This is a genomic window from Marinomonas mediterranea MMB-1 (assembly GCF_000192865.1).
Classification (GTDB): domain Bacteria; phylum Pseudomonadota; class Gammaproteobacteria; order Pseudomonadales; family Marinomonadaceae; genus Marinomonas; species Marinomonas mediterranea.
In genome coordinates this window covers 759,529-785,574 of the sequence record NC_015276.1, presented here as the reverse complement: position 1 = coordinate 785,574, position 26,046 = coordinate 759,529, and the positions used below count along the sequence as shown (strand labels likewise).

Genomic DNA, 26,046 nt, shown 5'->3' with positions numbered 1-26,046 from the left:
GGACCTACAATGAAACCGCTCGCGATATTTAAGCAGAAACTAGACGCACTATTCGCTACACAAAGTGCGTTGATGCAACAAGCGTGTTATGCCATCGGTATTATTCTTTCCAAGGCTATCAGCTTATTTCTGCTGCCATTCGTTGCAAGCCGCCTTGGGTTGATTGAATTTGCCCGTCTCGAGACCGTTATCGCCTTATTGAACGGCGCAGTGATTATTGTGAGCTTTGGTATGGTCAACCTGTTGTACCGCCAAGCTGGTAAAGCAACGAATGACGCCGACAAAAGGCAGATTGTTGCTCAACTCATCGGGACCGCGTTATGTATGGCAATATTGATCATCGTGAGCGTCTTTTTAAGCTTTTCCATGACGTTACCCTTAATCAATCAAATAACGACCCTGTCGGCCACCGAACTGCTGCTCTGCACATTGATCATTTCATTAGAAGGGGTATTAGGGCTGTGTCTAGCTTGGCTAAGAATGGAAGAAAAAGCCTTTCTGTTTTTACGTTCAATGTTAATGCGTACCCTTGTGTATAGCGCTTTAACCGTCATCGGTTTGAGCTATGACTATGGTCTGACTTTTTTACTTTTCGCGTCATTAGCCGCCAGCTTACTGCAAGCCATCGAATTGATCGCCCATCAGCTGAAAAGCACGGGGATTCAGTTCAACAAACCGTCTCTTTGGCAAACACTTCGCTACGGCTGGCCATTCGTTTTAAGTGGACTGGCAATGTACGCATCCCAAGGAATGGAAATTGTGATTTTGGCGCAATATATCTCACCAGAACAGTTGGCCGCCTATGCAATCGCCATTAAGTTTTTTCTCATCGCAGCCCTATGTAATCAACCGTATTTATTGTGGTGGTACGCGAGGCGCATGAATGTCTTATCAGACGCGTCAAAGTTAAACAGTGCTGGTACTGGTGCAACGCTTGGCGTTCTGATTGCTATGACCACCAGCTTATTGATTTGGTTCTGGTCAGAATGGCTGATTACACTCCTTTTTGACGACGCTATTTTAGAAGCCATGCATTTCTTACCTTGGCTTTTGGCTGCCGGCGTTTTAAAGCAATGGGGGGCCTTGTACAACTTAGGCTGCTTTAGCAGTGAAAACAGTCGCGCACAGATGTATATCGAATTGAGCACGGGCGCTTTTTGCGCGATGTGCTTCCCTATTTTGATCGCCTTATACGGTGTACACGGCGCGCTCTATACCTTTGTGTTCAGTCAATTTGGTCGTCTAATCGCATATTGGATTGTCAGTCAGCGAGTGCTTCACATTCGTTACCCACTCACTCTTTTAACCAAAGGCATACTGGGCCTTGTGGTGATATTGATGATCGCAATTTTGACTTCAATGATGTTGCCGTCTTTCTCAGGTTCCGACGCCATGGCTTTCGTCGCTCCTTTGACGGTTCCATTATGCGCTTCCATTGCCAGTCTTGTCTGGATCGTAAAACTTGGGAGGCCTTATGCAAACTTACTCTAACCTTCAACGTGCTGGACTGGCATTGAGCCTTTGCGGAATCATCGGTCTTATCTGGTGGAAATTACCTCACCCGTTCCTGATTTTACCCTTGGTGTTTTTGCCACTTGCAGCCTGGGTTGCGCTAAAAAGTTCTATCTGGATTTGCATGGGCTTTATCTTGTTTTCGTTCTTCAGAATTCACGAAGCGTTTCCTGCCCTGTACTCGTTAAAGATTCCTCAGTTGCTTGCGCTTGGGTCGCTAGGGGTTGCTGCTTGGCATATGTTGCTTACTAAGGAAATAAAACCCTATTGGAATAGCCATATGACTGGCTTTATTGTCTTCTTCGCCTTTGTCACCATTGGACTCATGTTTGCGAGTAATCGTGGCGAAGCCATTGCCGCTTGGACCGGTAATTTTGTCAAAATCACGGTCATGGTCTTTATCATCGCTTGGTTACTAAAATGCAAACGAGATTTTGCAATTTGCAACTGGGGAATCTTAATCGTCGGCAGTGTCATTGCCATCATCGCCTTACAAAATAAGATGAACGGTATCGGCCTAGTCGAAGGTACCCGCGTCACCATTGGCCGCGACATCGGTTCGATGCTTGGTGACCCAAATGACCTTGCGCTGGTACTTCTGTTTCCCACCAGCTTCGCGTTGGCCATTATGTTTTCACCTGACAATAAGCGTTTTTTGAAATTCTTGGGCTTATGCGGCTATATCCTAATTGTCTCTGCCATTATCGCGACACAAAGCCGAGGCGGCTTACTTGGCATCATGTCGGTGACCGGTGTATTTGCGTGGCAAAAAGTAAAAAATAAAGTGCTGTTAATCACTCTAGCAGGATCCGCTGCCATGCTCTTGCTTGCCCTTGCAGGCATTTCAGATCGGGCATCTGGTGGCGCTGCGGAAGACGGCATCGATGCATCAGCAATGGGCCGTATCTACGCATGGCAAGCGGCGTGGAACATGGCGGTCTCCAATCCGTTCAGTGGCGTTGGACTCAACAATTTCTATGTGAACTATTTTTTCTACAGTCCTCACTGGGACGGTAAGAACCACGCGGTACATAGCACATGGCTTGGCGTCTTGGCGGAAACCGGTTTCACAGGCTTTATCGCCTTTACGACGATGGTAATCCGCTTACTGATTAACAACATAAAACAAGTGAAATCTCTCAATCGCGCACTGAAAGACGAAGACCATAAACGATCGATTCCTGCGCCCTTGGCCGTCAGCGCACAAGCGACCTTAGCGGGTGTTATTGGTGTGATGGTATCAGGCACGTTTCTTACTCAAGGCTTTACGTGGCCTATCTATATCCTATTCGCTCTCAGCATGGCGGTGTCGGCAAATTTAGCGCCCATCCTTGCTTCTGTCAGAACGCAAAACGACGCGAAAAAAATGCAAATTGCGAATGGCACAGAGGATGCAATAACACAAGATAAGCGCTCACGCAGCCATGCGTGATCTGACGATACAGAGACAAAGAGGACGATCTCATGCAATCTATTCAGTCAGTAAAGTATTGGGCTAAGACCAGCAAAACCCCTGCGGCAAGAAGTGTTCGTGGTATTTGGTACTCATGCCAGCAATTAGAAATGCCATGCATACCACTACTCACAAAAAGCCTGCTGTTTTTGCATAAAAGCACGGCGACCCTTGTCGCAAGTTTAACAAGAAGGCTCTACTGGACACCGTTATTCAAAAGCCAAATTCAAGGCGGCAAACACTTATACCTCTATTCTGGCATGCCGCAGATCTTAGGCAACCCAGAAATCCGTGTCGGCAAAGGCTGTCGTTGGTCTGGCATCAGTACTGTCTCCGCCCGCTGGGGGTCACAAACACCGCGCTTTATTGTCGGTGACAATGTCGATATTGGCTGGCAAAGCAATATTGCAGTCGGGCAAGACGTCATTCTAGAAGACAATGTAAGGATGGCTGGCAAAGCATTTTTAGCGGGCTATCCAGGTCACCCTATCAACCCCGTCGATAGAGCAAAAGGGCTACCTGAACTCGATTCACAAGTTGGCAACATCCATCTTAAAGAGAATGTCTGGCTTGGTACCAACGTTACGGTACTCGGCGGCGTCACCATCGGCCGTAACAGCATCATTGGAGCAGGCAGTGTGGTTACAAAAAGCATCCCTGATAACGTCGTCGCTGCTGGAAACCCAGCTAAAGTAATTAGAGCGCTGTCTGCCCCGGAATGTTCTGAGCAGAAATGCTCTGAACAAGAACGCTATGAGCAAGAGAGCTTACAAACAGAACAAGCGCCAACAAACGTTACGATGGAAAAAGGAGAGCTATCATGAAATGGACCGTATTTGGAGAAGACTGGGGATCTCACCCGAGTAGCACACAACATTTGTTTCGGTATCTATCGGCGAAAGAGCACGTTGTCTGGATGAACTCGATTGGTTTGCGTCAGCCTAAGCTTTCCGCTCATGATTTAAAACGCCTGTATGAGAAAGGTAAAAAAATGATGGCGCGTAACACCTCGACGCACTCATCAAGCGGCACAGAATCTCCTTTATTACAAAGTGTGCCAGTACAAGTCGCTGAGTCAACGCCACAAACAATACTCTCGCCCAAAGCCGTCCCTTTATACGGGCTAAAGCTTGCGCGCAAAGCAAACCAGTATTGGCTTTCCAAACAAGTACAAAACGCGCATGCATCGTTACCCAAATCTCCTCATGCGCTTTGGCTTTCATTGCCGTCTGCGGTCGATATGATTGGACAATGCAACGAAGAAATCAGCGTTTACTACTGTGGGGATGACTTTAGAGCGCTGGCCGGTGTCGACCACAATGTCATTGGAAAAATGGAAGACGAATTGGTCGAAAAGTGCGACCTTATTTTAACGGCCAGCGAAGCCCTTGCAGAGCGTTTCCCTGCGCACAAAACACGACTGCTTGAGCATGGCGTTGACTATCATCAATTCTCACAGCGGCGTGCTGCCCCCGAAGGCTTCCCACAAACGAAAACGCTGGGGTTTTATGGTCAATTGGCTGACTGGGTCGATATCGACCTGTTGGAAGCCATTGCTGACCATTATCCTGATTGGACCATTATGCTCATTGGTGCCATTCATACCGATACAAAGACACTGCTGAACAAGCCAAACGTCAAAGTCTTACCCGCCATGCCTCACTCACAATTGGCAGCCTATGTTCAACACTGGGATATCGCGCTCTTGCCGTTTAAACATTGTCAGCAAATACAGCACTGTAATCCGCTAAAACTCAGAGAGTATTTAGCATCTGGCACACCAATTGTTTGCACTGATTTTAAAGCCGCTCGTACTTATGACTCCGTCATAACATTAGTGCGTGAAGACGACGATTTTATCAAGAAGCTGAGTGAGGTGATTTCGACACAAGAGACGCTTTCAAAGGCTGCAAAACAAGAACGGCGCATCACACAATCCAATTTGGTAAAGCGCGACGACTGGTCTCGCAAAGCCGAATTGGCCCACCATTATGTGCTCGCAGCACTCAATGAGAAGCGAGGAGTATCCAAATTAATGCCAAACGATCGAAGAAAAGAGGCTTTCATTGAGCTACGTTAATGCCCTACTTTGCCTTAGCAGCCTTTTATATGCGGGCTTCGCATTCAGTGCTGCCCCTTCGTCAAACGAGCCACTTTCCTTTTCACAAGGAACAAAAAAACAGTTATGGCGCTATGACGAAGGGATTGAAAAAGGCAAAGAACTGGTTCTAAAAGGCAAGGTACTTTCTAAACAAGCTCGACTGCTCGTACGAATCGACCATCCCAAAAGCCATCATTATTTTTCACGTTTTAATCACGAGCAATTACTCAGCCAAGGGCAATTTACAGTTCGACTTGATTTAGACAGTTTAAAGACAGGTCACAAATTCGCTTTTTCTGCCGATCAAATTCGGCGTCTATATTACGCGGCTATTGATGGCGATATTCAACTTCTGGACGCTCACATTTCTTCTAAGCCCACAGCACCATCGCAACTCGTCGGGTGGGACTTTGGCAGTCAAAAAACAGGGGCTTGGGGTTTTTACGGCGTCACCCCAGGTTCAAGATGGGAAGACATTGGCGGAATCGGTCTAACAAAGCCAAACGACGTTCCGTTAAGAGGGAACCTAAGGCAACGTAATAGGCCCTATCACGATGCGTTAATTCGAGACGGTTTCGAAGGCATTCAATCCGTTACCTTGCCCTTAAAAAATGGACTATGGCGAGTCAGGCTTTGGACGAGCGATATCGGTGAATGGGAGTATTTACCTCATCCGTTAAAACGTAAGGTCGTCATTAACGAGCAAACCGTCTTAGCCCAAGACCTCAATGCCGATCAATGGCAAGAAAAGTATTATTTTAATCAACCAGATCTAGGTGGAAGTCTAGCCTCAAGCACCATAGAACCGCATCAAAACAACTCGCCAAAGCGAATGGCAGACCCCTTCTGGGATAGCTTTATGATCAACCGAGGCAACCCCATTGACGCCGTCGTGAAGGTAGAAAACGAGCAACTTCATATTACCCTTGAGAGCGATGTTCCGGCTGGTACCTTTTTATCCGCTGTGATTGCCACGCCTTGGAACGAGGCGTCGGAAAACATTATGGCAAGATTCGATCAACTCAGAAAAGACGCCTTCATAGAACAATGGCCAATCTTACCTTCGCCCTATCAATGGCAAGACCACTCGAACATTGCATTATTTGGCAATGACACGACGTGGGTCGCTCACTCCGAGCAAATAGAATTTAAAATTGAGTTTGATCAGGCATACGGACACCTCTTATCACACACCTTGCCTATAACAGACGCAATATGGTTAAAAGAAAAACGTATATTAGGACGCGTTGGCGGTCAAGAAAGAGCGCTAACTGAACGAGTCTATCTGGAAGCCTTTGATCCGCAACACACCGAAGCGAAGACGGGAGACATATGGTATCTCTTCGCTAAGATCAAAAAGGCAAAAACACAATCCACCAGCCGCATTGGTCAACACTCATCATCAATCGGAGCACTGACCTTCTCGTATGGATCACTCCAACATACCTTTGCTCATTTACCCATTCACTTGCCCCGATCGCCGGTTCCGGTCGGTATCTATATGGATTACGCGCCGCACTTAAGTTGGTTTTCTACTGACCTTGCAATAGAGCAATCGCAGTGTGACTATCGTTTTTTACAGCGTCTTGGCGTTTCTGGCGTTGCGCCAGCACTACCCACACCATCGACCAAGCCTGAATCAATTAAAGCGTTTAAAAAGGCCATCCAAGCACCATTGATGGCAGGGCTTCAAGCGCCATTTCCCGCTTATACACCGCTCAAACGCATGGTCAATCAACCTTTGCATGAGCAAATTAGTGTGCTTCAAGCACTGAAACAATCACACCCTTATACCTTATGGTCTTTGGCTGATGAGCCGGGGTTATTTATTGATATGGATGAAAAGCTCAACCAGCTCAATACTCAACTGGCTGATTTTTTGCCGACATTACGTCGTTACGCTCAGCTTAATCACGGTGAACATTCGACATTAGTGTCTCAATATTCGGACGTACTCATTAACCAAGGCTACGGTCTGAATAAAGCCTCCTTTGAAGCCCTCAAACAAGCGAATGTACGTTATTACCTTTATAACCTACCAAACCTAAGATATGCATCTGGTCTGTATCTTTGGCGCTCCAAAGCAGGTGGTTTTTGGCAATGGCATGGACGAATGCCTACCGCTCATCCGTTCGACCCAACCGACGGACGTGAGGACGACGTACAGTTTTTTTTACCGAAAAAAAACAGCTGCGATTACCCAACCATCCGCGCAGACCTTATCAATATGCGCACAGGCATTAACGACTTACGATGGCTAAGTTGGCTTTCTCAAAATGCGAATCACGATATTCATTTTGCAATTTTACACCATGAGCTAGAACAAATCATCGCGTTGGATTTTTCCAAAAAGACTATATTTAACAAAGAGATAAATGCCATTATCGAGAAAATAAAGAAACTGGCACAAACCATGCCCTTAGATAGATAGGATTATTTTTTTATGGGTATTTATCAATGCATCTCGCTATTCAAGCCAGAATATATCGCCTGTTTTGTGCCGCATGGAGGCATAGATACCTGTTGGTTATTCCACCTCTTATCTTGCCTACTTTTGGCTACCTTCTATCAACATCATCGGCCAAGATATACGACAACCACACGTCTTTTTTGATTCAAGAAAGTGCGACACTCAACCCGTTCCTAAAAGATCTTTCCGTTGAGACTCAAATTCAACAACGTATAAAGGCGCTCGATACCTTACTGCATAGTCGTCATATTCTAAAACGCGTTGCCGAGGAAGAGCATCTCTATACTGAAACTGCGTCGGATTATGCCAAAGATCGCGTCATCGGCAGACTGTCTGCCAATTTAAAAGTCAGCTTATTCGGTTCTGATCTGATTCGTATTTCATATCGCAATGGTACACCTGAAGGCATGAGCGAAGTGCTGAAAAAAGTAAGAGAAGTCTTTATTGAGCAGTTGCTCGCACCAGAGCGTAGTTCAATGAGCAGTTCAGAAGACTTTTTACTTAACCAGCTTGTCGAGCAACGCGTCCAATTAGAACAAGCAGAAGCGGCACTGGCCGATTTTAAGTCCGAGAACGCACTTCAACTTCCGAGCCTATTCAACAACAACGTTCAAAGTATCTCCGAGCTTCGCCAACTGATCGCCGATAAGGAGATCGAGCTTGCGGGTCAACAAGCCGTTATGGACAGCCTTCACACCGAGCTGTTACGCAATAACCCTCTTATCGGGCAGCTTGAAAGCGATATATTGCAACAAAAACGCGAACTCAACAGCTTGCTGTCCCGCTACACGAAAAAACACAGCAAGGTCGTCATTGCGATGGCGAACCTTTCGCGCTTAGAAAAGGAGCTTATTGAGTTTCTTGAGTTAACCAAATCCATTACGAGTTTTGATGAACTAGAGCGACTTTGGTTGTCCAGCCTATCAAGAATCGAAGAGTCTATGTCCAGCTCAGGCACTAACGTCAGCTTTATTCCTGGCGAAGAAATTGAGTCTGCAAAACTGCGTCATTCTAGAATCACACAGGAATTGGCACAACTTAAGCGACAACAAGACGGGTTACTTGAGTTCATCGCGTCAAGCAGTTCTGTTGAGCAGCAGCTTAAAACCTTGAACCGTGATATCGAGGTGAAAAAGAAAGTCTATCAAGACACGCTCAATCGCCACGAACGCGCAAAACTTACTGGCGCGCTAGGAGACTACGAACAAAAAGATCGTATCAAGGTAATCGATGAAGCCTATACGCCATCATCACCGAGCAACATGCCAGCCATTCTCTACATGATTCTTGGCGTTATCGCAGGTATTGGGCTCGGCTCTGGTGTGGCGCTCGTCATTGAAATTACCGATTCTCGGTTGCGCTACATTGCCGACGTACAGTCTATCGCTGGGGCACCCGTATTAGCTCGCATTCCCAAAATACAAGATTCTCACCATCAGCTGGACACGTTGTTACACGGAGCCGAATTCGCGGACACAGCAAAAACAAATTTATCGAAAAGAAAATTGCTTAACTTTAAGCGACTTTCTTAAATGGAGATTATCAATATGAAGATTATAGAAGTCGTACAACATCTGGCCCCAGGCGGCATCGAAACCTTGGTTTTAGAGCTTGAAAAAGCCTATCAAAACCTAGATAAAGTCACTATCGTCAGCCTTGAAGGCTCTCAATCTGACGCCGAAAAGACATGGCCGAGATTAACGCAGACGCAATGCGATAAAGTCTTCTTAAATAAGCAGCCGGGATTACAATGGTCTACGGTCCAAACACTGACCGCTTTATTTAAAGAGCATCAGCCGGACGCCATTCATACACACCACATTGGCCCTCTTCTTTATGGCGGTCTCGCAGCAAAGCGCGCAGGGATTCGCAATATTGTGCACACTGAGCACGATGTATGGCACATTCAACGCAGTAAAAAACGACACCTTTTGCAATCGACATTACTTTCTGTGGTTAAGCCTACCTTAGTCGCAGATGCAAGATACGTTGGCAGTGCGCTGGAAGACCTCTTTCCTACACACGACAACTGTGTAATTCCGAATGGCATCGATACGGAGAAGTTCTCTCCTGGAAGCCAGTTCCAAGCACGAACGTCTCTTTCTTTACCGCAAAAAAGCGGCCTAGTTGGCTGCGCTGCTAGATTGGTAGAAGGAAAAGGACACACTTATTTATTCAAAGCCATGTTAGATGTGCCAAGCGATATCCATCTAGCACTCGCTGGCGACGGTCCACTGCGCGCAAAGCTGGAACAGGAAGCCGCTGCGATGGGGCTTTCTGATCGCATTCACTTTCTGGGCAACCTAGACAATATGTGCGAATTCTATCGGTCACTGGATGTGTTCTGCTTGCCTTCAGAAGCAGAAGGCTTGCCTTTGTCACCACTGGAAGCACAAGCCTGCAACATTCCTGTCATTTTAACGGATGTAGGCGGTTGTAACGAAGCCATATGCCCGAATACAGGCTCTTTGATTCAGGCTAAAGACAGCGAAGCCCTTGCCCTCGCGATTAGCCAAAAACTGTTAATCGATGGAGGTGTCATGCAGCCAAGACAGTTTATAACGCAACACTATTCGCTTAACAAAATAGCCGACTCTTACCGCAACTTAATGCTCCAACAAGGAGAAGCGTCATGATTTTCTTAATGTCTATTTTTCTAATAAGCAGTACGTTGATTATCTATCACCACGTTGGGTATCCCGTTTTACTAAAGCTTATTACCAAAGTACAAAACAAAAAACGCAGTCGCATGAGCAATAACAAGAGCGAACTACCAAGTATTGGACTCGTCATCCCGATTTACAACGAAGAGGGTGTATTGGCAGACAAACTTCGAAATCTGGCGTTTGTGGATTACCCAAGCGACAAGCTTACCGTACACCTTATTTTCGACGGCTGTACGGATCGCTCTTATGACGTCGCTAAAAACACACTAAGAGAACCGTTACTTGGGACGTTGAATGTTTCCATTCACAACGGCCATGAAAATCTCGGCAAGTTGGCACAACTCAACAGAGTGCTGCCAAATATTACTGCTGACATTACCGCTTTATCGGATGTCTCCGCTCTGCTGTCTATTGACGCTTTGCAGATTGCAGCTAGGCATTTTCAAAATGCGAATACAGGTGCAGTATGCGCAACCTATCGCTTTCTAAGCAACGGCGCAGCTCAAGAGAAAAGCTACTGGCAGTACCAATGCAACATTAAAAAAACAGAAAGTGATCTTGGCTCAACGCTCGGAGCTCACGGTGCGTTCTACTTATTTAGAAGCGCTTTCTTTCGCCCTCTTCCCATCGATACGATTAACGACGACTTCGTACTGCCATGCTCAATCATTCAACAAGGCCTTCGTGTGGTTTACGAGCCAGATATGATCGCCGTTGAGCTGGAAGCCACTGAAGTAGAACAAGATTTAAGCCGTCGTCTTAGAATTGGCGCAGGGAACTTTCAACAAAGTATTCGCTTAATGCCGTTGCTTAACCCTAAGTATGGCATGACGGCCTTTATGTTTTTTTCATGCAAATGGATGCGTCCATTCATGCCATTTCTATTTTTAATCGCATTGCTGACGTCTTCATTAGCGGCCGTACATACCTTGTGGTTCATCCCAATCGTCGCCGTGCAATGTGTCGTCTATGGCATTGCCATCCTGCAACACTATTTCAAGCTAAACCATTCTTTGTTAATCAAAGTTCATTATGTGATTTCGGCACACTTTGTGAATGGTCTAGCAATATCACATTACTTATCAGGCAAATACTCAAATTCTTGGAGAAAATCTCATGATTAATCTAGCCAGCCTTCAGCGTCACACAACTCGCAGTCACACGGCTCCGAATCAAGATTCAAGCACAGCGGCGATTGAATACGTTCCGACTAACGTTCGAGTATGCAAACGCTTATTCGATATTGTTACCGCACTGGTGTTATTACTCGCCACTCTGCCGATCTGGCCACTTGTTATGCTAGCAATCAAGCTGGAATCTAAAGGGCCGATCTTCTTTTCACAGGTTCGTATCGGTTTGGCTAACAAGAACGCCTCCAGTCTGTTCAAAATGGTGAAATTCAGAACCATGGTCCAAAACGCAGAATCTGCTACCGGCCCAGTTTGGGCAAGTAAAAACGACGCTCGTATCACCAAAGTCGGAAAGTTCATGCGTAAAACCCGCATAGATGAGCTTCCTCAGCTTTTTAATGTCTTAAAAGGTGAGATGTCGATGATCGGCCCTCGGCCTGAAAGACCCGGCATAATGGGCAAACTGGAAAACCAGATCCCGCTGTTTAATGAACGTACTTATGGTGTTTTACCGGGCATCACTGGGTTAGCGCAGGTCTATCAAGGTTACGATGAAACGATCGAAGACAGCCGAAACAAACTCGGCTATGACTTATCTTATTCGGTCGCTTTAACGTCAATGAAGCAGTGGCTATTTATGGATGCATTGATCGTATGGAAAACCATTGTGGTTGTGATCATGGGAAGAGGACAATAAAACACGTGCTTTACCAATGCTCTGCCTGTCGTTTTTCATCGCGCTTTATTTCAACTTACTCGTTTTCGCAGAATGCAAACCACCTCATTGCATTCTGCATTTTTTCTAAATCCCTTTCTGCCAAAAACTTCATAAAAAATAAAAACTTCTTTTTAATCAACCACTTAAGTTAAAACAATAAGTTGGCCTGATCTCTGCAATCTCTAAGACACACTCATACTATTGTGATCAAGGAAATTACCATGTATCAAAATCACTATACCTTAAACGAGTACGAAGTACTGGAGCTGGCTGGAGAAATGGATTGCGTTGCGATCGCAGAAAACAAAGACGCGATCGAACTGATTCCAACGACCTTTGACGGCGATATCGTCTTTGATCTATCCAAAGTGACCTTCATAGACTCATCAGGCATTGGCGCCATCGTGTTTCTGTTCAAGCGCTTACGCGAAGAAGAACGCTCTCTTGTCCTAAGTGGATTAAACGGTCAGCCGAAAGAACTGATGACGCTGCTTAGAATCGATCGAGCAATTACGATCAAAGACGATGTGCGCAGCTGCGCCGTTTCTTAAGTCGCAGCGCCAAGGAGGTTACTATGAACCGCTTAACGTATGTATTATCACTCGCTCTCACAGCATCAGCCTTATCTGGATGCAGCTTCTTAAATCCTTCAGCTAAGCCTTCTGATGCGAATTATCCAATGCCTCTGCACTTTACGGAGCATGCGCGCCTATCGGACGCTCTGAGGATTGCAACCGTTCGAGTAAACCAATTAGAACACTCTGGCGGCGAAGAGTGCATGCCCGGACGTATTTACCGCATGCACAAGTTGCTAGAAATGGCGAACGGGGAACATCAAACGGGATTACATGAAGACGCTGCTCTTAATCTGCGTGCGCTCGATCAACAAATTGAAAATGCTGAAAAGGGGTTAGTCTTCTTACATGCTCGTACTACCTGCCTTGGAGAGGCTCACGATGATGTTCTCGCCGACATTTTGCCGTTACTGGAGCGTATTTCGCGAACCAACTTTGCATCCGCGAGCGCCGCCATGCCAGATGCCATGCCTCCACTACTCGATGAATTAGCAAAGTGGCTGATACTCAACCCCCATTACAAAGTTACCCTAGTAGGACATACAGACTCTCAAGGTAGTATTGAAGAGAATGAGCATCTGGCGTTAGACCGAGCGGCAACGATTTCACGGTATCTTATTGCACACAATGTCGACGCACATCAGCTAAGGTGTAATGGCGAAGGCCCTTGGAACCCAATTAGCCACAATGCGAGTGAACAGTCTCGAAAATACAATCGTCGCGTGGAAGTGGACGTCAGCCGAATTGAAGAAGACACTATTAAAGTAGACAAACTTAAATACTGGCCTAGGATTACAGACATTTGGGGAGGGAAGTAGTATGAAGTGGTTGGACCCTATGTTACGGACGGCACTGATGTTTTTGGTTGTGTCGATACTGTTAATCACCGTATCGACACACAGCATCGCGAATGATGATTCGAATGGCCTTATTCAGCCTGGTGATATTTTACAGGTGAATTTTTTAGGCGATAACGCATTTGAAAAACCGTTTGAAGTAGACAGACTCGGCAATATCGTATTGCCAGAAGTCGGCGTCATTACATTAACGGGGCTTAGTTTAAGCGATGCGACGGCTCTCATTCAGGTACAACTTTCCAGCCACTTTTTAAATACAGATCAATTAACCCTTTCGCGAGTTGAGCATCGACTGCTCATTACCGTACTGGGCTACGTCAAAAACCCGGGTGAGGTCGAAATACCTCAGCACGGCAATTTGCAAATGGCGCTTACTGAGGCCGGAGGAATCAAACCGGGCGCGCAATTAAACAAGGTACAAGTGCGACGCAATAACGAAACCTTTGTTATTGATTATAAGCAATACCTCGACACCGGCGATGCGAACCTTGTTCCCTCTCTACAATCATTGGATACGATCTTCGTACCTTCTTCTCCTCTAACAGGAAATGTCGAAGTCGAGTTCGATGCTGCGAGTTTACTATCGGGGGGCGACGCGGCCGAAAAAGCACTGTCTGTCAAAATATTCGGTGAAGTCCATAAACCCGGTACATTTACCTACGATCAATCTCAAAACTTTGTCGACTTGCTCATGCGAGCAGGAGGCGTAACTCGCTTTGCAAGCGTCGAGCAGATTCGACTGATCACAGAAGGCGATCCCGTATTATTCGACCTTAAAGATTATTTAGACGGCGGCAGTGACCAAATGCTGCCTCAAGTTGCGCCCGGTGCAACCATCTTCGTGCCGATGAAAGAAGAAGAGGTTAAAACCGGTAATCGCACCGTCTACATAATGGGGGAAGTTTTCAGACCCGGTGCGTATGAAATTCAAGACAGTGCCTCATTTATAGAAATAATGGCAAACGCGGGTGGACCATCACGTTTTGCTAGAACGCGTGCTATTCGAATTATTCGTCGCGATGGCAGCGTCTCAGAGTTTGATCTTCAAGCCTACACAGAAGGGCTTTCGTCTATAACACCACCTTCTATTCGGCCTGGAGATGCGATCTTTGTTCCTGAGAAAAACGACATTAATCAGACTTCTTGGCTAAAAGTTACGCCCGACAATGCGATCCATATCATTGGTGCGGTTGTGAAACCGGGCCGCTACGAGTGGTCTGACGAAATGAGTTTAATGGATCTTATCGCCGAAAGTAGCGGCCCGACCAAAGACGCAGACATTACCAACTTGTCGATCAAACGTCCTAATTTACCGCCAATTCAATTTGATTTGGCACGTTATCTAGGAGGTAAAAGCGATCAAGCCATGCCTAAGCTAAAAGGCGGCGATACCGTTGTTATTCCTAGACACCCACAATTCCCCGTCAGTGATAAAGCGGAATGGGTAAAACAAACCAGTGAAGACTCAATCTTTGTAATGGGCCAAGTTGGGATTCCAGGCCGCTATCGCTTCACAGGGAAAGAAAGCTTTTTGGATGTGCTTGCTGCTGCCAACGGCCCAAGCGAAACCGCCGATTTACGCGCCGCTAGGGTCATTCATCGAAACGATAGCGAGGCCAAAACCACCCAAGTCAATTTAGCCTTGTATTTCGATACGGGCGACGAAACTCTATTGCCAGACCTTAAAGCAGGCGACACGATCTTCTTACCGGGTAAATCATTAAAAGATTACAACGGGCAATCTCAGCGCTCAGTTAAGATTATGGGCGCGCTAAACAGCCCAGGACACTACCGCTTCAGTGACGATATGAATTTACTCGACGCACTAGCACAGGCGGGTGGACCAACCAACGCCGCCGATATTTGCGAGGTTAGAATTGTTCATGAAGGATGCTGTAATACCACTTCACTGGTCTTCGATCTTGCCGCGTATTTACGCTCTCCCGAAGGCGCCCTTCTCCCGGTTATTCGCCCTGGAGACACCATTTATATCCCATCAACAGAAAACAGTATGTGGACGCAGACCATGTCGTTCGTTAGAGACATGATAAGTATTGCAACCCTTTTGATTCTGGTGCTTTAGGAGGTTTTATGAATAACTTACCCGTCAACTACGTCGAACTGGAATCCATCTTTACCGTTCTAGAACGCAAAGGCTCACAGGTCATCAGTTTAAGTGGTGCACACAACCAGTGTGGCGTATCAATGACCGCCTACGCGCTAGCCAAACGCTATCAGGCAAATGGATACAGTGTGCTATTGGTTGATTTGAACCTCTATCATCCAAGTTTGAACAGCACTCTCGGGTTACCAAGAAGCAAATGGAACATCGGCGACATCACCGAAGACGCTATTATAAAACCAACAGAAAGTGGAACACATTATTTACCCGCTCCTATTTGCAGTTCGGCTCCCCTTAACTTTAGAGATCCGGGGCTCGTTAGAAACCAGATGAACGATTGGCTGAAAAGCTATGATCGTATCGTCATCGATACCGCGCCAATCAGTGGTAATAACTATCGAGATATCCCAACAGATCTAATCTGCTCAGTATCCGATGCCTCTCTATTGTTGATACAGACAGAGGTCACTACGCAAACAGCGCTTAGAAGCAGCTGTGATAAGCTCGAAAAAGCGAAAGCGAACCTAGCCGGCATCATCATGAACGACGTCGAATTTCCGTCTCTTGCGAACGAAATGTTAAGAGAAGCGAACAGACTTAACCGTTTTCTACCTTGGCTCTCTAGCCTGTTCAAAAAAGCCATTCGAAGATCAACCTTTTTAAACTTAAGAGTATAAGGTGGTTTTATGTTAAAACATCGTAAGAACGTACTCCTAACGATCTTAGTCATTGGACTCGTTATAGCGGTTGTCCCTTTATTGTTTCCTATCGAAACGATGGCGCTGCCGATACACTTAGCCATTGCAGGCAGCCTCGTACTTTCGTTGATCATTGTCTGGTTCACCGAGCCTCAAATAGACGCCGAAGCACAATCCACGCGGGCAACGCTTTTGGCGACACAGGAAAGCCCTTCGTCGAGTGAACAGAAGTTGGCGTCTTCTACTTCCGAATTATCGGAGGTAATACCGTCGCAAGAAACAAATGGAAACGACATCACAAGCGATATAGTTCACTTTATCGAACCACTGCCAGTTGCTGTCATCGCGTTTGAACAGGACAGCGTATCAAACGTAAATGCAGCCGCTCGCAAACTGTTTAGCGTCGATAATACACACGCTTTTTCTCTCGAAGACGTGTTGGACAGTTCAGGCATGGCACACGTCGACGCTTACCTTCAATCTGATTTAGAGACGGCTAAGTTTGACCTTAAAAGAACCAATGCCATTAGCCTTAGCGGTCAGGTTCTTAGTCTGCAACTTCAAGGCTTTTCATTGAATGGAATAAAGTACATTGTATTAACATCGACGCTCTCTTCCTCCGAGTCAATCCCTATGCCTTCTACTGCGCAATCGGAGCAAGAGACAACGACCAATTCGCCTTTAGAGACTACTGACGGCGCCATTCTGGTCGTCGATGACAGCCCTACCAACCTAATGATGGCAAAAGGCTTACTAGAGGAATTAAACCTGCCTGTCATTACGGTCGAAAGCGGTGAGGAAGCACTTAACATCGCAGAAAAAACCTCCTTGAAATGCATTTTTATGGATTTGCAAATGCCCGACATGGATGGCTATGAAACAACCCAAAAAATACGACAAATACCAAGCCAAAAAAGCACGACCATCATTGCTCTATCAGGAACAAAAAGTGACGACATCACAAACCGTATGAAAGAATATCAGATTAACGAGTTTGTTCTTAAACCTCTCAACAAGGAGAAATTGCTCAAGGTTCTTGATAGACAGGTCTCTCACTCTCATGTTTCTGACAACGCTCTTTTGCCAAATAACCCGAATGCATCTAGCCACTCACAACTTGAGTCCTTAGAACTAAGCCCGCTAGAAGCAAAACAGCAAGACGCCGATCAACTGGACATGTCCGTTATAGAACAAATGCAACGTGATATTGGCTTAGATAAAACACAGCATATGAAACAGGTAGCGATTAATGAAATCGAGAATAGACTGACGGTTCTAGAAGATAAAAATCAGTTAGACCGCTCTCATCTTCAACGAGAAGCTCATTCGATAAAAAGCACCGCAGCAAGCTTCGGTTTACTGTCACTTGCAAACCTTGCCAGACAAATTGAAAGCCTCTGTTTGACCAGCAACAAGGAATCCATCCTTCCTCTTATTGAGCAAGCGCGCAAAAGTTTTGAAAACGCAAAACGCCAACTGCAAGAAACACTTAACTAGAGGCGAAAACGAATGGGACTACCACACAGCATCCACTTTGATTTTGACGCAGAGTTACCGAGAAAGCTTAGAAACGCGGCGCAAATGCTTTTACTCCAGTCTCCGCTGTCCGTTTCTCAACAAAATTTAGTCCTGCTTGCGATCAGTGAGATTAGCGCGAACTACATCAGACACAGTTCTCCCGCGCCCACGCTGGTCAGCCTAAAGCTCGAATGGAACGCCTTTGATTTCACGCTTCAGATCGATGACAACGGTGGCGCAATAGAGGACCTAGAAATAGATGAGCTGGATGTGCTGCTCAATTCTGACTTACAAACGAACGGATATGGTCTTTCCATCCTAAAAGATCAGTTTGACCTGTGCACTTATAATGGAGACGCTGATAGCGGCCACGCCATTAAGAATCAATGGTTGTTCAAGTTACTCGTCGAAAGCGAAAAAGCACGCTACAAAATTGCGATTATAGACGACGATACCGTGCAACTTTCTTTGTTAGAACTGTATCTTCAAGAGCATGAACTCTGCCTTTTTGAGTCTCCGCTGGCGGCGTTTCAATGGCTTAAGAATAACAAGGTCGACATTATCATTTCAGATATTCACATGTCTGAATTAGATGGTATATCGTTCCGCGAACACATCAGCGCCATTACTCATTTGGCCCTCACTCCGTTTGTGTTCTTAACAGGTGACAGCAACGAATCCCTCGAAAACGGCATAGCGCGCTTTAATATTGACGACTTCATACTTAAGCCAATTCAGAAAAACAAACTCGTTAGCGTCATAGATCGAGTCCTTCAACAAAGGAAAAGCATCGAACAGCAAACCCATAAACTGCTCGATACCGATATAAAATCAAAACTACGCCATACCGTGAAAGACGACATTTTGGATGGTTATCTAATTAGCACCTTTACTCAAAGCGCAGATATTGGCGGCGGCGATTGCTGGCACGTCGAAAAACTCACTAAAGGTTCGCTGGGGATTACCCTGTGCGACGTGATGGGACACGATTTAAAGTCCAGCTTCAATGCTGCAAGATTACTCGGCGCACTTCAGTCTTCGTCCTATCATTTTCAAACATCGAAATTACACCATACCCAGTACCCATCTTACCTTTGCGAGACAATAAACCACTGGCTAAACGTCGCTGGAAGCGATGTTCTGACCACTATGCAGTCATTGTCTATCTCAGAAAGCGGAATCAATATTATCAATACGGGCGGCTTACCACCCTACCTAATAACGCAAGAAGGCTATATTTCCTCGCTGCCCATAACAGCGCCTTTATTAGGGCTATTTAGCTCGCCTATACTAGAATCCAATCATTGTGTTCTCAAAGAGGGTGAGCGTCTGCTATTGTTTACAGACGGTTTAGTAGAAATTGCGAATGACCCGAAGGCCGAAAGAGAAAGACTACACGACTTGCAGTCGCTCTTTAATCAAGCCTATGGTAGTCGACATGAGATGCTTAATACCATTGCGGAGTTTGTCACTCAATTACCAAACATAGACGACATAAGTTTAATTGTTATTGAAAAACAGTCTTCTTCTAAAAGTGACTAAGTACGCAATAGAGAGAGTGAAGATCGACACAGATATGCAAGGGCGCGCCATAATTCAACGTGTCGACAGTGCGATTACTGCGCAATAATTAGCTAGGAGAACGGTATATGGCATCAAGGGAAGCCTCAATCCTGATCATTGAAGACAGTCAAACAATGGCTGAGCTTTATCTTAGTTACTTGGAATCTCTTCCCTACGGATTGACCTTGGTAAGCGACGGTCAATCCGCCTTAGATGCTCTTAAAAAGACCACTTTCGACGTGTTGTTGGTGGATATCCACCTGCCCGATATGAATGGTCTTGATGTCCTAAAATTTGTTAAAAGCAATGAGCTGCCTTCTTCATCAATTGTCATCACATCAAATGGATCGGTAGAGTATGCGGTTGAAGCAATGCAATATGGCGCAATTGATTTTATCGAAAAGCCATTCAGCGCGAGCAGGCTGATCACAACGGTTCAAAACGCCCTGAGAAGCCGTCAACTTGAAACGCAAATAAAAACCCTAAAAGACAACTACGAACGCAGCCACTTTGAAGGCTTTGTAGGAAGTTCATTGGCAATGCAGCGGGTCTATAACATTATCGACAGTGCCGCCCCTAGTAAGGCAACCGTCTTCATTACAGGAGAAAGTGGAACTGGTAAGGAAGTCTGTGCGGAAGCCATACACTCATTAAGTCAACGTAAAGGAAAACCTTTTGTGGCGCTTAATTGTGGCGCCATTCCAAAAGACCTGATGGAAAGTGAAATTTTCGGTCATCTAAAAGGCTCATTTACGGGTGCAATCTCCCCACGCCAAGGCGCAGCAGAGCGCGCGCATCAAGGCACACTTTTTCTAGATGAAATCTGCGAAATGGATCTGGACCTTCAAGTTAAACTGCTTCGCTTTATTCAAACAGGCAGTTTTCAAAAAGTCGGCAGCAGCGAAACCAAACAGGTCGATGTTAGATTTGTCTGTGCAACAAACAGAGACCCATTAAAAGAAGTAGAAGCAGGTCGATTTAGAGAAGATTTGTATTATCGGTTGCATGTTATTCCGATTCATTTGCCACCATTGCGTGACCGAGAATACGATTTAATTCTATTGGCTCGGCACTTTCTTAGTCTTTATAGCAAAGAAGAAACAAAAGGCTTTAAAGGGTTCTCACCCAAATCAGAAGTGGTCATTAATAGTTATTCTTGGCCCGGCAACATAAGACAGCTGCAAAATGTTATTCGCAATATCATCGTGCTAAACGATGGCGATATGGTCGATGAAGACATGCTTCCGCCGCCGCTCAATGGCTTATCGCGCGATTTAGGCGATGTCCCAATCTCACCCGTCGCACCTCCTATGGCAGAGTTATCAAGAAGCATGGATAATTCGGCTGCGCTTGTCGGCAATGGACCGGCGGCACTGGTAAACCCTGTCACCTCCACTTCACAGATGCAGTTTAAACCCGATACCATTGATGATATTCGTCCGCTTTGGATCACGGAAAAAGAAGTCATTGAAAAAGCAATCGCGCTCTGCGACGACAACATCCCACAAGCGGCCGCCAAGCTCGAAGTCAGCCCTTCAACCATCTATCGAAAAAAACAACAATGGGACGCAATGGAAGACGAGAAAGCAGCCAAAGAAAACTGAACAAAGAAAGCTTAACGGAGACGGCTTAACGAAGAAAGCCAAGCAAAAGCGAGTCCTACAAAAGAACGTCATGTACTCGCTATTTTCTTCGCTCTGGTCGTCCTCTACTTAATCATACTCAGCCCCGTCAATTCCTATTCAATCAACTCCTGTTCAACCATCTCAGATACAACCAGCTCAGATACAACCATCTCAGATACAACCAGCTCAGATACAACCAGCTCCTAGTCAATCAGTTGAAGGAGTATTTGCAAAGTGCAAATACTCCTTCAAGCATCACGCTTAACTTGCTTTGCATAATGCAAAAAAAACACCTTATGAAAAACTTAAACAATTGATTTTAAATAAAAAATAAAAACAGGCCCACTTGTTGCTCAAACAGAGTATGTAATCAAATTATGGAGAGCATACTCATGTTTAAGTACAGTATCGCGATAGTGTTTTTCGCACTTTTGACTGGCTGCGGTGGCGGTTCAGGAACAGGTTCCTCAGCTCAAAATGAAGCTGACAGCAATAATAACGGGGTCGGTAGCACACCTTCAAATGATTCTACTGTGGGCACGACGTCCGAGCTAAAGACATCTTCAGACTTCGATTTTTCAAATAACCAGAACCTGTCACTCGATATCCAACTGGCTCAATTTTCAGACGAGCGCGTTATGGTTAATGTGTGCTTGCCCCAAGCTTCGTCACCGGATCAAGTCGCCATGGATTCTCCCGCTATTGATTACAGTCAGTGCCTATACAAAGCGACGATTACTCATGGTGAGTTACAGGTCCCTCTTACACTCGCTAAGCACAACCACCTTCTGATCTTAGAACTACGCGCTTACTCTGACTTATCGACAAAAACAACGTACCAGTGGCAACCCACCGATGGCAGCTACTGGGTCGTACGCTAACTAAATCACGGAGATTATCATGACTCATTTAAAAAAACTGACATTAACAGGATTAGTTAGCTCTGCACTTATGACCAGCGCATACGCCGACCCGTTTAACGAGTGTCCTACCGATGCTTTTCTTGTTCAAGATTCAGTAGCGAAACTCTACAGCGTGGATCTCGCGACTGGCCTGTATGAAATGCTCTCAGACAACTTAGGCACAAGTAGTAAACTAAATGCAATGGCCTATAATGTCCATGATGACTATCTGTACGCTTTCACAAGCGAGTTTAATAATATCGCTAGAATACACTCGAATTATCAAATCAAAGCGCTTGCAGCATCTGGATTGCCAGGCACAAGTTTCTACGTTGGTGATATTTCTCTGACCGAAAATGCCTATTATCTATACCGCCCAGGCGGGGATTTTGGTTTATATAGAATCAGCCTCGATTCAAATTCTCCCGACTACCTAAATACGCAACAGGTCGTCAGTGGGGACACGCTCAACATCGCGATTTTTGACTTTGCGATGCACCCAGTTAATAACCAGCTCTATGCCGTTGATCGTCACGGGGAGCTTCATCAAATAGATGCAAACAGTGGCACCTCCGTGAGTCTTGGCAACGTCGGACAAAGCGGGACATTTGGGGCCTCATACTTCGATGAAAATGGTACTTTCTATATCAGCCGAAATTCAGATGGGCATATTTTCCGTATCGATGTTCAGGCCGTGTCACCGCAAGCTGAGTTTTTTGCACTCGGCCCTTCATCGTCTCAAAATGACGGCGCACGTTGCGCACTCGCAAGCTTGCTCGATGAAGATTCACGAGTCGACTTTGGTGACGCACCGGATTCCTATGGCTCGAATCTCGACAATAACGGTGCCCGTCATGGTATGACAAACGATCTCTTCCTTGGCGACACGATAGGAGGAGACGATGATGGTGTAACACCTGTTACCACATTTGAACAAGGCTTGGATTCGGCAATATCGATAAAAGCTAAAGGCGATGGCGTTGTCAATATGTGGGTCGATTGGAGTCAAGATGGTGAATTCAATGACTCAGACCAAGTCGTAACGGATCAATCACTGACTGACGGTGATAACCTTGTGGTCTTTGATACCCCTGCTGACGCGACGACCGGAACGACATGGATGCGTACACGATACTCAAATTCAACGGGCATCGGACCGAACGGCGGTGTGTCTGACGGAGAAGTAGAAGACATGCAAATTGTGGTGACTGAACAAGGTACGACGGTGTATTCGTATCCGTCAGCCAACAGCTACACGACACTTGCATACGAGGATAAGTGGCCTGTGGTCGGAGACTACGACATGAACGACGTCGTCGTATCTTATCGCACCCATCGTTATGTCAAAGAAGCCCAAGCAGTAAGATATGTTATTGAAGGTAGTATCCTAGCTCATGGCGCGAGTTACAGTAACGGGTTTGCGATTCAGCTAGATGGCCTTCCACGCTCTTCTGTGAATCAAGCAGCCATTGTCTTTGAACTGGACAATGCTATTCAGGCAGACTCCGCCCCGTTGGAAGCCGGTGCCGATGCTGATGATGCAGTGATTGTGATCGCAATTAATCTTTGGAATCACATTGAAAAACCCGCTGGCTGCGAATTCTATCGTACGCAAATCGGGTGTGGCGAGCTCACTGAATTAGACTTCTCAGTATCGGTTCCCTTATCCACTGCGATCGATGATGCGACGGCTCCCAAAGACGTTCTCAATCCATTCATTTTCGCGACCCCCAATAGATGGCATGGGATAGGCCAACCTGGACGAGGACTGGAAGTGCATTTGAAGAACAAAAAAGTGTCCGCTCGATTCAACCATGCTTTGTTCGGTACTCATGATGATCGATCAGATTATCCGAATAATGCATTTCTAAATGAAAACGGCATGCCTTGGGCACTGGAGCTTCCCGTATTATGGAATCACCCTAAAGAGCGTATGGATCTGATAAAAGCCTACCCAAGCTTTGTTGACTATGTTGAATCGGGTGGTCAATTAGAAGGCAACTGGTATCAAAAGCCTCATTCGTTATCTCGAATAATTAGCAACCAATAACCGCTAAGTTCAAGATGCATAGAAGCCTTAAAAAAAATCCCTGCTAATAGCAGGGATTTTTTATGAAATAAACAGTGATCACATCGTCTAGGCCAGTACTTTTTAGAAAGTACATCTCGGCGAGCATATCTCAGCAGGCTCGCCTCAACCGATCTATCTACGCTATCTTACGTAAACAGCTTTACTTAGACGACTTCACTTAAACGACGGTATCTAAATCGAGTTAAAACTCTAACTGATCCGCTTCTGCTTTTTCTTCTTTCTCTTCTTTCTGAGAACTTGGCAATAACGCTTCACGAATCTTCGTTTCGATTTCTTGCGCTATCTCAGGGTTATCACTCAGATATTGAGCTGCGTTTGCTTTACCCTGACCAATTTTACTTCCGCCATAGGCGTACCAAGCACCAGACTTATCTACGAAGCCTTGTTTTACACCCAAATCGATGATTTCACCCATGCGGTAAATACCACGGCCATACATGATTTGGAATTCAGTTTGTTTAAATGGCGGCGCAATTTTATTCTTAACCACTTTAACGCGCGTTTCGTTACCGATTACTTCATCGCCTTGCTTAACCGAACCAATACGACGAATATCAAGACGTACAGAACTGTAGAATTTTAATGCGTTACCGCCTGTCGTGGTTTCAGGCGAACCAAACATAACCCCAATTTTCATTCGAATTTGGTTAATGAAGATAACAAGGCAGTTTGCGTTTTTAATCGACCCCGTTAACTTACGCATCGCTTGAGAAAGCAATCGAGCTTGAACACCCACTGAGGAGTCTCCCATCTCACCTTCAATCTCAGACTTAGGAACAAGCGCGGCGACAGAGTCGACAATCACAACATCAACACTGTTAGAACGAACCAACATGTCACAGATTTCTAACGCTTGCTCACCTGTGTCTGGCTGAGAGACCAAAAGCTCTCCAATATTAACACCAAGCTTCTCTGCATAGCCTGGATCCAAGGCATGCTCTGCATCGATAAACGCACAGGTTTTACCTTGCTTTTGAGCTTCAGCAATCACACTCAGTGTTAATGTGGTTTTACCTGAAGATTCCGGACCGTAGATCTCACAAATACGACCAAACGGCAGACCACCAGCACCCAGAGCAATATCCAATCCTAATGAACCTGTAGATACCGTATCGATATCTAACTTCGCTCCCTCACCCATCTTCATGATGGCACCTTTACCGAACTGACGTTCGATCTGGGAAAGCGCTGCATCTAACGCTTTTTTCTTGTTGTCTGCTGTTGACATATAAAAGCCCTTCTAAATAATCTTCGTTCGAATACGCTGCGTCTTAATCCTGATCGCAGTGCTATCTAATATCTTGAATGCAACTCTATCTTTTTTTTCTGCCGCACACAAGAAAATACTGTATAAAAAAACAGTATTTTTTATTTCGCAAATGTTACAACGCCTTCAAGCGCTTTGACCACCGTTTTAAGCCTAACATCTTTACGGTCACCATCAAATTGACAGCGCTCAATCTGCGCTTCCTGGCCCTTTTTTTGCCACCCGATGTAAACGCAGCCGACAGGCTTTTCCGTAGTTCCTCCTGATGGGCCGGCCACACCACTCACCGCAACGGCCAGATCTCCCCCTAAATTCAGAGCCCCAGCACACATTTGCTTAACCGTTTTTTCGCTCACTGCGCCATGATCAATAAGTGTTTGCTCACTAACATTTAAGCCTTTCATTTTCGCCGCGTTGTCATAACTAATAACGCCACCAAAGAACCATGCTGAGCTGCCCGCTAGTTCAGTACAAGACGCGCCAATTAGACCACCAGTACACGACTCCGCCGTGACCAGCATCCAACCTCGAGCGATCAATAAGCCGGCAGCTTGTGTCGCTAAGTCATTAATTTCTCTCTCAAGATCATTCATTTTATTTACCTTAAATCCGGCTAGGTTTTAGCGTAGAATGCATCATTGTCTATCATGGTGTATTTACTTAAAGAAGCTACGAATAAAGAATAGTTATCCAAACGCTGAAGCCAGTGGACCTGTTCGCACCTTCCTTAATAGAAACACACTAAACATTAGCGATAAACATTCAGTGTAACAACAA

Annotated in this window: 20 protein-coding genes; 18 read left to right on the top strand and 2 right to left on the bottom strand. The window is 45.6% G+C overall.

Features of this window, described 5'->3' with window-relative positions:
• The first annotated feature begins 9 nt into the window (after nt 1-9).
• The 18 genes from MARME_RS03720 (at nt 10) to MARME_RS03635 (ending at nt 23,960) form a co-directional block, all read left to right on the top strand.
• Nucleotides 10-1,491 (top strand): lipopolysaccharide biosynthesis protein, encoded by a 1,482-nt coding sequence (locus tag MARME_RS03720; RefSeq protein ID WP_013659928.1) that lies wholly within the window; start codon nt 10-12, stop codon nt 1,489-1,491.
• A complete protein-coding gene (locus MARME_RS03715) occupies nt 1,475-2,944 on the top strand; it encodes an O-antigen ligase family protein (protein WP_013659927.1) in 1,470 nt (489 codons plus the stop codon). The genes MARME_RS03720 and MARME_RS03715 overlap by 17 nt, the downstream gene beginning before the upstream one ends.
• Nucleotides 2,945-2,976: 32 nt before the next feature.
• Complete coding sequence (locus MARME_RS22765; protein ID WP_013659926.1) at nt 2,977-3,789, top strand: acyltransferase; 813 nt, start codon at nt 2,977-2,979, stop codon at nt 3,787-3,789.
• A complete protein-coding gene (locus tag MARME_RS03705) occupies nt 3,786-5,045 on the top strand; it encodes a glycosyltransferase (RefSeq protein WP_013659925.1) in 1,260 nt (419 codons plus the stop codon). Before MARME_RS22765 ends, MARME_RS03705 begins: the two co-directional genes overlap by 4 nt.
• Nucleotides 5,032-7,497 carry a hypothetical protein gene (locus MARME_RS03700; protein ID WP_013659924.1) on the top strand — a complete coding sequence of 822 codons (2,466 nt, stop codon included), beginning with the start codon at nt 5,032-5,034 and terminating at the stop codon, nt 7,495-7,497. Before MARME_RS03705 ends, MARME_RS03700 begins: the two co-directional genes overlap by 14 nt.
• A gap of 26 nt (nt 7,498-7,523) precedes the next feature.
• Nucleotides 7,524-9,068: a GumC family protein gene (locus MARME_RS03695; protein WP_013659923.1), complete on the top strand. Its 1,545-nt coding sequence runs from the start codon at nt 7,524-7,526 to the stop codon at nt 9,066-9,068.
• 15 nt (nt 9,069-9,083) lie between these two features.
• Nucleotides 9,084-10,172, top strand: a complete 1,089-nt coding sequence (locus tag MARME_RS03690; RefSeq protein ID WP_013659922.1) for a glycosyltransferase — start codon at nt 9,084-9,086, stop codon at nt 10,170-10,172.
• Entirely contained in the window at nt 10,169-11,326 is a 1,158-nt protein-coding gene (locus MARME_RS03685) for a glycosyltransferase family 2 protein (protein WP_013659921.1), read from the top strand. Before MARME_RS03690 ends, MARME_RS03685 begins: the two co-directional genes overlap by 4 nt.
• The gene (locus tag MARME_RS03680) at nt 11,319-12,029 is read left to right on the top strand and encodes a sugar transferase (protein WP_013659920.1); all 711 of its coding nucleotides are present in this window, start codon (nt 11,319-11,321) and stop codon (nt 12,027-12,029) included. The genes MARME_RS03685 and MARME_RS03680 overlap by 8 nt, the downstream gene beginning before the upstream one ends.
• Before the next feature lie 242 nt (nt 12,030-12,271).
• Nucleotides 12,272-12,601: an STAS domain-containing protein gene (locus MARME_RS03675; protein WP_013659919.1), complete on the top strand. Its 330-nt coding sequence runs from the start codon at nt 12,272-12,274 to the stop codon at nt 12,599-12,601.
• A 23-nt stretch (nt 12,602-12,624) separates the two neighbouring features.
• Nucleotides 12,625-13,443 carry an OmpA family protein gene (locus MARME_RS21295; RefSeq protein WP_013659918.1) on the top strand — a complete coding sequence of 273 codons (819 nt, stop codon included), beginning with the start codon at nt 12,625-12,627 and terminating at the stop codon, nt 13,441-13,443.
• Nucleotide 13,444: 1 nt separating this feature from the next.
• Entirely contained in the window at nt 13,445-15,565 is a 2,121-nt protein-coding gene (locus tag MARME_RS03665; protein WP_013659917.1) for an SLBB domain-containing protein, read from the top strand.
• 8 nt (nt 15,566-15,573) lie between these two features.
• Nucleotides 15,574-16,281 (top strand): P-loop NTPase family protein, encoded by a 708-nt coding sequence (locus tag MARME_RS03660; protein WP_013659916.1) that lies wholly within the window; start codon nt 15,574-15,576, stop codon nt 16,279-16,281.
• Nucleotides 16,282-16,290: 9 nt separating this feature from the next.
• Nucleotides 16,291-17,799, top strand: coding sequence for a response regulator (locus MARME_RS03655; RefSeq protein ID WP_013659915.1), 1,509 nt, complete (start codon nt 16,291-16,293; stop codon nt 17,797-17,799).
• Between the two features lie 12 nt (nt 17,800-17,811).
• Complete coding sequence (locus MARME_RS03650) at nt 17,812-19,362, top strand: SpoIIE family protein phosphatase (protein ID WP_013659914.1); 1,551 nt, start codon at nt 17,812-17,814, stop codon at nt 19,360-19,362.
• 107 nt (nt 19,363-19,469) lie between these two features.
• Nucleotides 19,470-20,987, top strand: coding sequence for a sigma-54-dependent transcriptional regulator (locus MARME_RS03645; protein ID WP_013659913.1), 1,518 nt, complete (start codon nt 19,470-19,472; stop codon nt 20,985-20,987).
• Between the two features lie 413 nt (nt 20,988-21,400).
• Nucleotides 21,401-21,889: a hypothetical protein gene (locus MARME_RS03640; RefSeq protein WP_013659912.1), complete on the top strand. Its 489-nt coding sequence runs from the start codon at nt 21,401-21,403 to the stop codon at nt 21,887-21,889.
• Between the two features lie 19 nt (nt 21,890-21,908).
• Nucleotides 21,909-23,960 (top strand): LruC domain-containing protein, encoded by a 2,052-nt coding sequence (locus MARME_RS03635; protein ID WP_013659911.1) that lies wholly within the window; start codon nt 21,909-21,911, stop codon nt 23,958-23,960.
• 223 nt (nt 23,961-24,183) lie between these two features.
• Here MARME_RS03635 and recA read toward each other — a convergent pair whose 3' ends face one another.
• Both recA and MARME_RS03625 read right to left on the bottom strand, forming a co-directional pair.
• Nucleotides 24,184-25,230 (bottom strand): recombinase RecA, encoded by a 1,047-nt coding sequence (recA, locus tag MARME_RS03630; RefSeq protein WP_013659910.1) that lies wholly within the window; start codon nt 25,228-25,230, stop codon nt 24,184-24,186.
• Between the two features lie 140 nt (nt 25,231-25,370).
• Nucleotides 25,371-25,862 (bottom strand): CinA family protein, encoded by a 492-nt coding sequence (locus tag MARME_RS03625; RefSeq protein ID WP_013659909.1) that lies wholly within the window; start codon nt 25,860-25,862, stop codon nt 25,371-25,373.
• Nucleotides 25,863-26,046 lie beyond the last annotated feature (184 nt).